This is a genomic window from Okeania sp. SIO2B9 (assembly GCF_010672505.1).
GTDB lineage: Bacteria > Cyanobacteriota > Cyanobacteriia > Cyanobacteriales > Microcoleaceae > Okeania > Okeania hirsuta.
The window spans coordinates 1-7,435 of record NZ_JAAHGK010000227.1; the positions used below are offsets into that span (position 1 = coordinate 1).

At 35.0% G+C, this 7,435-nt stretch carries 8 protein-coding genes and 1 pseudogene; 5 read left to right on the forward strand and 4 right to left on the reverse strand.

Annotated elements, in window-relative coordinates:
* Positions 1-129, forward strand: a pseudogene (locus F6K13_RS35070) (RNA-guided endonuclease TnpB family protein); the annotation flags it as partial.
* Between the two features lie 221 nt (positions 130-350).
* The gene (locus F6K13_RS10605) at positions 351-1,211 is read left to right on the forward strand and encodes a TauD/TfdA family dioxygenase (protein WP_287287345.1); all 861 of its coding nucleotides are present in this window, start codon (positions 351-353) and stop codon (positions 1,209-1,211) included.
* On the opposite strand, the gene F6K13_RS10610 is transcribed toward F6K13_RS10605, so the two are convergent.
* The 4 genes from F6K13_RS10610 to F6K13_RS35080 all read right to left on the reverse strand — a co-directional run bounded on the left by F6K13_RS10610 (position 1,170) and on the right by F6K13_RS35080 (position 2,446).
* On the reverse strand, positions 1,170-1,667 hold the full coding sequence (locus F6K13_RS10610) for a DNA adenine methylase (protein WP_287287346.1): 498 nt from the start codon (positions 1,665-1,667) through the stop codon (positions 1,170-1,172). The two genes, F6K13_RS10605 and F6K13_RS10610, sit on opposite strands and share 42 nt — an antisense overlap.
* Before the next feature lie 102 nt (positions 1,668-1,769).
* Positions 1,770-1,967: a hypothetical protein gene (locus F6K13_RS10615; protein WP_240038884.1), complete on the reverse strand. Its 198-nt coding sequence runs from the start codon at positions 1,965-1,967 to the stop codon at positions 1,770-1,772.
* Positions 1,954-2,133: a hypothetical protein gene (locus F6K13_RS35075; RefSeq protein ID WP_338043156.1), complete on the reverse strand. Its 180-nt coding sequence runs from the start codon at positions 2,131-2,133 to the stop codon at positions 1,954-1,956. The genes F6K13_RS10615 and F6K13_RS35075 overlap by 14 nt, the downstream gene beginning before the upstream one ends.
* A 10-nt stretch (positions 2,134-2,143) precedes the next feature.
* Positions 2,144-2,446 carry a type II toxin-antitoxin system VapC family toxin gene (locus F6K13_RS35080; protein ID WP_338043155.1) on the reverse strand — a complete coding sequence of 101 codons (303 nt, stop codon included), beginning with the start codon at positions 2,444-2,446 and terminating at the stop codon, positions 2,144-2,146.
* A 199-nt stretch (positions 2,447-2,645) separates the two neighbouring features.
* Here F6K13_RS35080 and F6K13_RS10625 point away from each other — a divergent pair, with 199 nt between their 5' ends.
* The 3 genes from F6K13_RS10625 (at position 2,646) to F6K13_RS10635 (ending at position 7,324) form a co-directional block, all read left to right on the forward strand.
* On the forward strand, positions 2,646-4,256 hold the full coding sequence (locus F6K13_RS10625) for an AAA family ATPase (RefSeq protein ID WP_240038883.1): 1,611 nt from the start codon (positions 2,646-2,648) through the stop codon (positions 4,254-4,256).
* A gap of 430 nt (positions 4,257-4,686) precedes the next feature.
* On the forward strand, positions 4,687-5,895 hold the full coding sequence (locus F6K13_RS10630; protein ID WP_124144369.1) for an McrC family protein: 1,209 nt from the start codon (positions 4,687-4,689) through the stop codon (positions 5,893-5,895).
* Positions 5,896-6,535: 640 nt separating this feature from the next.
* Positions 6,536-7,324, forward strand: coding sequence for an NYN domain-containing protein (locus F6K13_RS10635; RefSeq protein WP_124144368.1), 789 nt, complete (start codon positions 6,536-6,538; stop codon positions 7,322-7,324).
* Positions 7,325-7,435 lie beyond the last annotated feature (111 nt).

A 7,435-nucleotide genomic window follows, 5' to 3' on the forward strand; every position in this document is an offset into this window, starting at 1 on the left:
GTAGCTGACAAGCGTAAAGACTTTCACTTCAAAACAGCCAATGAATTATTATCAAAAGCTGAAGTTATCGCCCATGAAAACTTAAATATTAAAGGGCTAGCAAAAACCCGTTTGAGTAAATCAATTATTGCCAGTCGATATATGGTTTCAAGGATTACTTGTGGTTCTGACATTTAATCTCCTGTTCTGATAATTGATAATTTACCCACAAAACTTCAACCCGGTTTTGCATTGAATGGGATATAAAGGAACTTACAGCGTGTTTAATAGTGATAATTTTGACGTTACAATATATAATGTGAAACATCCTAAAAATAAAGCTGGTTCGAGCCAGAACATCAAATCTTTTTATGGAACTATTATCTACTCTTTCGATTTCTCAACTCAAACCCTTTGGTGCAAAGTTAACAAATGTCGATCTAGACTCTCCGGAGCAAAGAGACCGCATTCGGAACCTTCTTTTTGAAAATGGCGTACTGATTATTCCTGCTGACGGAGCAAAAGCAGGCAATAGACCAATCTACGACGAAGAAAGTCTGCTACAACTAGCAGGAATATTTGGGAAACATGAGAACTCTCACCCAGTTATCAAGGGTAAAGATACTGATGCTAGAGTGCAAATTCTCGAGACCATGGGCAACACTGGAGTTCCCGCTAATTCCTTTCTTTTCCACTCAGATATGAGCTGGCGAATCAATCCATCTCTTGCTACTGTCTTCTCTGCGAATATACTGCCTTCTAGTGGTGGCAACACTTGTTTCCAGAATGCCAACTTGATGTACCGCAATCTGTCGCCAGAACTAAAAAATAAACTACATAGTATGACTGCTATTCACTCTCTGAAGGAAGGTTATAGTAGGGGACACCAACCTGATGAGGTTAAAAGTGACATAGCATCAACTCATCCGGTTGTTATCAAGCATCCTGAAACAGATGTTCCACTGCTATACGTCAACGAGAATTTTACTACTAAACTGGTGGGTATGTGCGAACAGGAGAGCGCGGAACTGATGAAATGTATTTTTGAGGAGGCGAGTAATCCCGACCAAATTCTTTCACATTCCTGGACTGTTGGGGATGTGGTTATGTGCGATAATCTGGGAGTACAACACTTGGCAAAGGCAGATTACAAAGAATATCGCCGAATGTATCGGGTGGTAGTAAGTGACTCAAACCTCCGATTGAAGCCGTATGTAGGAGTTGATAACTGAAATTAGAAGCACTCGTAGTAGGGATTTAGCCATAATTTTATAGTCTAAATCCCTACGACAAATAAAAACTTTTTGATTGCTTACTACACTCGCCGTTTGAGCTAATCCCGTTCTGACTTGTCGCGCTCGGACAAAAAAACGACGCGCACGTTCCAAGTCAGAAATTTTTTCTGTAGGTGGAGTCAGCGCTATTTTAAATTCTTCTCTAGAAAAGGGAGTAAGAGCGATCGCTTGAATTAGTTCTTCTTGAGATTCCCGTAACATTCTAAAAAAGTTAACAACTTCTCCATCTAAATCGTTATAGGTTTCTACATCAGAGGGTTTTCTATTCAATAAAACTGCTGCGGAACCACCAAAAGGTTCACAGTAATGTTGCGTTTCTGGCAATAGTGGTAGTAACCAATCAAGATGATTAAATTTTCCTCCATACCATCCAAAAGCTATTAATTTACTCATTTTATCTATTAAAAAGTTAGTCTATTGTAGGGGTTGACGGCTGTTAACCCCTACAAATGGTTTATATTTGATATAGGTGTGTAAGTCCTGAAAATTTGAAAATCATACCTGCTCTTCAGAAACACTTTCTTTTCTTTTTTTCAAAGGAGTTTTAATGATTTTTCCTTTCCATTCTTTCTCAAATTGCTCTCGTTTTTCTAACCAGTCAGCGAATATTAATTCCGGATCGTAGTTAAAAGCTTTGGCGTGTTCTTCTCGAATTTTGTAAATTTCTTCTAAAATTTCATCAGGTAACATCATAGTTTTTTCCTCTTAATTGATAAGGTGTACAAAGTATTGGTAATTCATAGCCAAAGTTAGTGCTAATTTCAGATAATTTTTTCTGAATATTAGGGTTGGCAATATGACGACAATTCCATGTTAAAAGATAGTCTAAACCATAAACAGTTGCTAGAGCAATATGCAATGTATCATCACTAACTAGCTTTAAGGGGAAGATTGGTTTGTTGGAGAAACTGTTGAGCCAAGTCTGTAACAGTTTCATTGGAAATGAGTGAGGGAAAGTCTTTAATTATCTCTATTCTATTTTGAGCCATTTCTGGGTCGCCTCTAGCTGCCTCATCCAAGACTACTTGAGAGACATATATTTCAAAATTGCTTCGGCGAGTATCCCACCATTCTCTGGTTACTGCCATATTAGCAGCAACAATTAGATTTTGGCTTGGTCTGGCGGTTAAATAACCAATAACACTTGTTTCTAAATATAAAGTTTGACTCATGGCTATTTAATTATTGTTCAAATTTATCTTGTTTAAATTTCCTCATAACTAAATTTTAACCTAATTTGATTGATTTATTGTGTTAACAATTTAAGATTACTCTGTTTTAAAGCTAGTGAATTGTTTCCAGAGTTAGTTTACAATGCCTTATAAATTAACTAAAATATGTCAAGCATAGAAAAGCCGACAAAATAGTAATATGTTTAATAAAGATTTTTATTCAAAGTTTTCTAACTTCCTATCAGAGCTTTCAGAGACAGAAGTAAGGAAATTTTTTTTCGATCAACCCTCAGACGATCCCTGGTTATATGAAGAGACCTTAAGACCAGAAATTGCAGATGAGTTTTTACAACGTTTACAGGAACCTATTTTTAAACAATTATCAGAATATATTACTAAATATATCATATCTGTTGACTTCACAAATTTTCCTACTACATTATCTATAAACGGTAGAGGACTATTATTTAGCACACAAGCAGGTTTCTTATTTGTGGGTTATGCAGGACATTGGTATTTACAAATAGGGTTTTGGATGTCATATACTCATCTGACTTACAGACAAGATTGGATATCATCTAATCATGACACTTACAGACAAGATTGGATACGTTTTCAAAACAATATTTATCAAAATCATCCAGAAATTAACTCTATTTTAAAAGTGCTTACAGAACAGTATCCTTTAGAATTTGCTTATAGCACCTTAGATTATGATCGTTGTAGAAGTAGTAAATTAACAATGGAGGAATGGAGCAGAGATATTCAAAACAAAGAATATCATCTACAAGATATTGTTGTAACAGCAGAAATTAGCCTATTAGAAACCAGTAACAAAGATTTTTCTTTCTTTAAATTGAGCAAAGATATAGTATCAATACTTAAGAAACTGTTTCCTTTAGTTTTACTAGCAAAATACGATGATCCAATGCCACTAATATATGATTACCTAAGTGTAACTGGTATAAGATATCCCCTATCTCAATGCTCCCAAGAAACTAACTTCCCAGAAACACAACTTACCCAATGGATACGCGCTATCAACCGCAAAAAACAAGCCATTTTCCAAGGTCCACCTGGTATCGGCAAAACTTTCCTCGCTCAAAAACTCGCTCAACATTTAATTGCTGGAGGTGACGGTTTCTGGGAACTCATCCAATTTCATCCTGCTTACACCTACGAAGACTTTATTCAAGGTATTCGACCGCAGAGCGAAGATGGAAAACTCACCTACCCTGTTGTTCCCGGTCGCTTCCTGAAATTTTGTCAAAAAGCAGCACTCTGTCAAGATACTTGTGTACTCATTATTGATGAAATTAACCGTGCTAACCTTTCCCAAGTTTTCGGGGAACTTATGTATCTCCTGGAATACCGCGACGCCAAAATTTCCCTTGCTAGTAGTGGAGAGTTATTCAGCATTCCCGAAAATGTTCGCATTATTGGCACGATGAATACTGCCGATCGCTCCATTGCTTTAGTAGATCATGCACTTCGTCGTCGCTTTGCTTTTATCACCCTCTCTCCTAACTATGAAATATTGCGTCAATATCACAAAGAAATAGAAACAAATTTTTCAGTGGAAGGGTTAATTCAAGTCTTAGAAGAAGTTAACAAAGAAATAAACGACCCTAATTATCAAGTCGGTGTTTCTTTCTTTCTCCGAGAAAATATTGCAGAGGAAATACAAGATATTTGGCAAATGGAAATTGAACCATATTTAGAGGAATATTTCTTTGCTCAACCAGGAAAAGTCGATAATTTTCGGTGGGATAAAATTCAAAATCGGATGTCTTCAGCAATTAACAATTAATAATTAATAATTCAGGAATTACACAACATAAGAAAATATACACCATCTGTAGGGGCGAATGGCATTTGCGCTCCGCAAAGCTGCGCTAACGCCCCCTACGAGTAGAGTCTTGTCTAAGAATTGGCGTAAGTCCTGATATAATTATCTACAAGTATTGTATAGAGAAATTGCTGACGCAAAGCTCCGCTAACGATGTGAATTTTAACTATATTAATCCCATACCAATATTTGCTAAATTCTCATACAAATTCTACTATAACAGGACTTACGCAGGCCACCCCAGAAACCGGTTTTTTTGCAAATGTTTATTGTTAAAAACAATGATTTATCCTAAAAACCCGGTTTCTTTGCATAAGTCCTAAATTAGATAGACACTTCTCCAAACATCTCTTCCTGTAAAAAATCTTTGTTATGGTTGCTTTTTTCCAATATGAAATCCCCACAAATTATCGAACTTACTGAATATCAACCTCGCCAGTTTCCACCAGATGAAATTGACCACTATCTTGCCACTAAATTATGGCAAGAATACGACAAAAAAGGCAAAAATATTAAAGTTGAATTTCCGACTCCTAAAACCAAGAACAAATGGCAATTTACATCTCAAGGATGGGTTGGTTATATTCCTATAATTCCAGATTTTCACATCATTCTCAAACCAAAAGTACCACTTCATAACCTATTTGGAATGTTGGAATATGTCTACAATCTCAAAAGTTTTCGTTTCTTAGATGGTTTAGTTAACTTTGAGTCTCTACAGGAATTTTACAACTGTTTAGTTAATATTCTGGTTCAAAAAATATTAGACCGGGGTCGAAAAGGTTTTTATCGCACTTATCTGCCAAAAACAGAAAATTTAACTTATATTCGGGGGCGGTTAAATATGCAGCAAGTTATGCAAAAACCCTGGGATGTTAGGTTGAAATGCGATTATCAAGAATATACTGCTAATATTCCCGATAATCAAATTTTGGCTTGGACTTTATTTATGATTGGTCATAGTGGTTTCTGTTCTGAAAATGTTGCTCCAACAGTGGCAAAAGCTTTTCATATTTTGCAAAATTTAGTAAATTTACAGCCTTTTAAATCTAGTGATTGTGTAAACATAAAATATCATCGTTTAAACGAAGATTATCAAACTTTACACGCTTTATGTCGATTTTTTTTAGATAATATTGGAGCTAGTCATCAGCAGGGTAATTACTCAATGTTACCTTTTTTAATAGATATGGCTAAACTCTATGAAAAATTTGTAGCTGAATGGTTAAAAATTAATCTACCCTCAAATTTAAGAGTTCAAGAGCAAGAAAAAGTAGATATTATTGATGATGAAATTTATTGTCGAATCGATTTAGTTATTTATGAAGTAAAAACTCGTAAGGTTGTTTATATTCTTGATACTAAATATAAGTTAGATGCCAGACCATCGCCAGATGATATTCATCAAGTGGTAGCCTATGCAACTTATAAAAAATGTCACGAAGCTATTTTAGTTTATCCTCAAAAATTAACTAATTCCATCAATCAATTAGTTGGTGAAAGTAAAGTAAGATTGCGTAGTTTGACATTTGCTCTTGACTCTAATTTGGAAAAAGCTGGTCAATCTTTTTTAGAAGAATTAATCAAAGATGTTGATTGATGCTTGACACTTATAGTATTTTGTTAAGTTAATCTTAAGTAAGAGATTTTTTAGCTAAAGGGTATGTGATACTTTTTATCAAAAACTTTATCTATTTCAGAGCAGGGTAGTAGGGTCGGAGGTAGGAACGTTGCATGCAACGTCCCTACAGAGAAGTAAAAATATGAATAATTAATACGCTCCTGGCTAATAATTATCAAAAAGGTTCCATCCGCCTTTTTTAATTACTTAATAATTGAAGTGTCGTCTAAGTATAGCATTAGTTTTGGGAATTGGTATTAAATAGCTACAATATATTTCATTAATGGATAATGGATAATTGATAATTACCTCTGGTTAAAACCGTTACGGAATTGAATATAAGGAAATGTCCTAGCACTTTTCTCTTGGTCGATTGGATATGGCGAGGAAACCCGCTCTTATCAGAGCCGCTCCGCTGTTAGCGTTTGCGGTAGCATTCCGGAACGGAAAGCTTTGCGGTAGCAAACGCCATCCCATCCTAACGGAATGCTCCGCAAACGACCGCTTTTTCCCCTTGAAAGGGGAGGCTTTTAACCTGAATTATTTAATTAATAATTATTAATTATTAATGATTCGGTAATCTAAAGTTAAACTAAAAAATATAGATTTATTGTCAAAAATGTCAAATACTCATAATCCTACCGAACTACAATATTCAAAAGTAACTTATTTATTTATAGATGGAAGTTACCTCAGAAAAAGTTATATAGACTCCACTGCTAAATGGTTTGGAAATGAAGTCGAAGACGAGAATATTAATATTGATTTTAATGCCATCAAAAATTTTTTTGATGCTCGAAAAGTTTTCTATTATGACTATATAGATCGGATTCAAGGTAAGTATGAGGAAAAAATAGATTTTGAAGAACGTGTATCTCAACAAAAAGATTATTTTAATCAAATTCGTTCTTTAGAAGAATATCACGTTAAGCTAGGTAATTTGACAAAAAAATCTCAAAAAGAAGCTGGTATTTTCCTCACAGTAGATATGATGAATCACGCTATTCGCAACAATATGACAAAAGCAGTTTTACTATCTGGAGATAAGGATTTTAAACCACTTGTTGAAAGTTTAGTTAATATGGGAATGATTGTATATGTATCTTCTGAAGTTCGTTCAACTTCATCAGAGCTGAAATATGCGGCTGATTCTTACATACCATTATCATTTTTTGATTACTATAAATGGTCGTCTACAGAACTGAAAAATAAGTATCCAATGCCTAAAATCGAAACATATAAAACTCCACTTTTAGGTCGAGGTCTAGAAAAATTTACGGCACTATCAGATATTAAAATTGGTAAGAAATTTGGAGGTATAGTCAAAGTTTCTGAACCTCAAAATGCTGAATTGCTCGATCGGGGAACAGTTAAAGGTTACGAAGTTAAGTTATATCAAATCCGGTAGCATCGGTGTAATTAGATTATTATGGTGGGGAGTGTGGGGACCCACCCCTAACCCCTCCGGTGGAGGGGAATTATCGAGAAATATTTGGTAATGGTTGAAGATGGAACATTT

Excerpts from the sequence above, each read along its gene's own strand:
- F6K13_RS10605 (WP_287287345.1), top strand. The coding sequence starts at position 351 with ATGGAACTATTATCTACTCTTTCGATTTCTCAACTCAAACCCTTTGGT.
- F6K13_RS10610 (WP_287287346.1), bottom strand. The coding sequence starts at position 1,667 with ATGAGTAAATTAATAGCTTTTGGATGGTATGGAGGAAAATTTAATCAT.
- F6K13_RS10630 (WP_124144369.1), top strand. The coding sequence starts at position 4,687 with ATGAAATCCCCACAAATTATCGAACTTACTGAATATCAACCTCGCCAG.
- F6K13_RS10625 (WP_240038883.1), top strand. The coding sequence starts at position 2,646 with ATGTTTAATAAAGATTTTTATTCAAAGTTTTCTAACTTCCTATCAGAG.
- F6K13_RS35080 (WP_338043155.1), bottom strand. The coding sequence starts at position 2,446 with ATGAGTCAAACTTTATATTTAGAAACAAGTGTTATTGGTTATTTAACC.
- F6K13_RS10615 (WP_240038884.1), bottom strand. The coding sequence starts at position 1,967 with ATGATGTTACCTGATGAAATTTTAGAAGAAATTTACAAAATTCGAGAA.
- F6K13_RS10635 (WP_124144368.1), top strand. The coding sequence starts at position 6,536 with ATGTCAAATACTCATAATCCTACCGAACTACAATATTCAAAAGTAACT.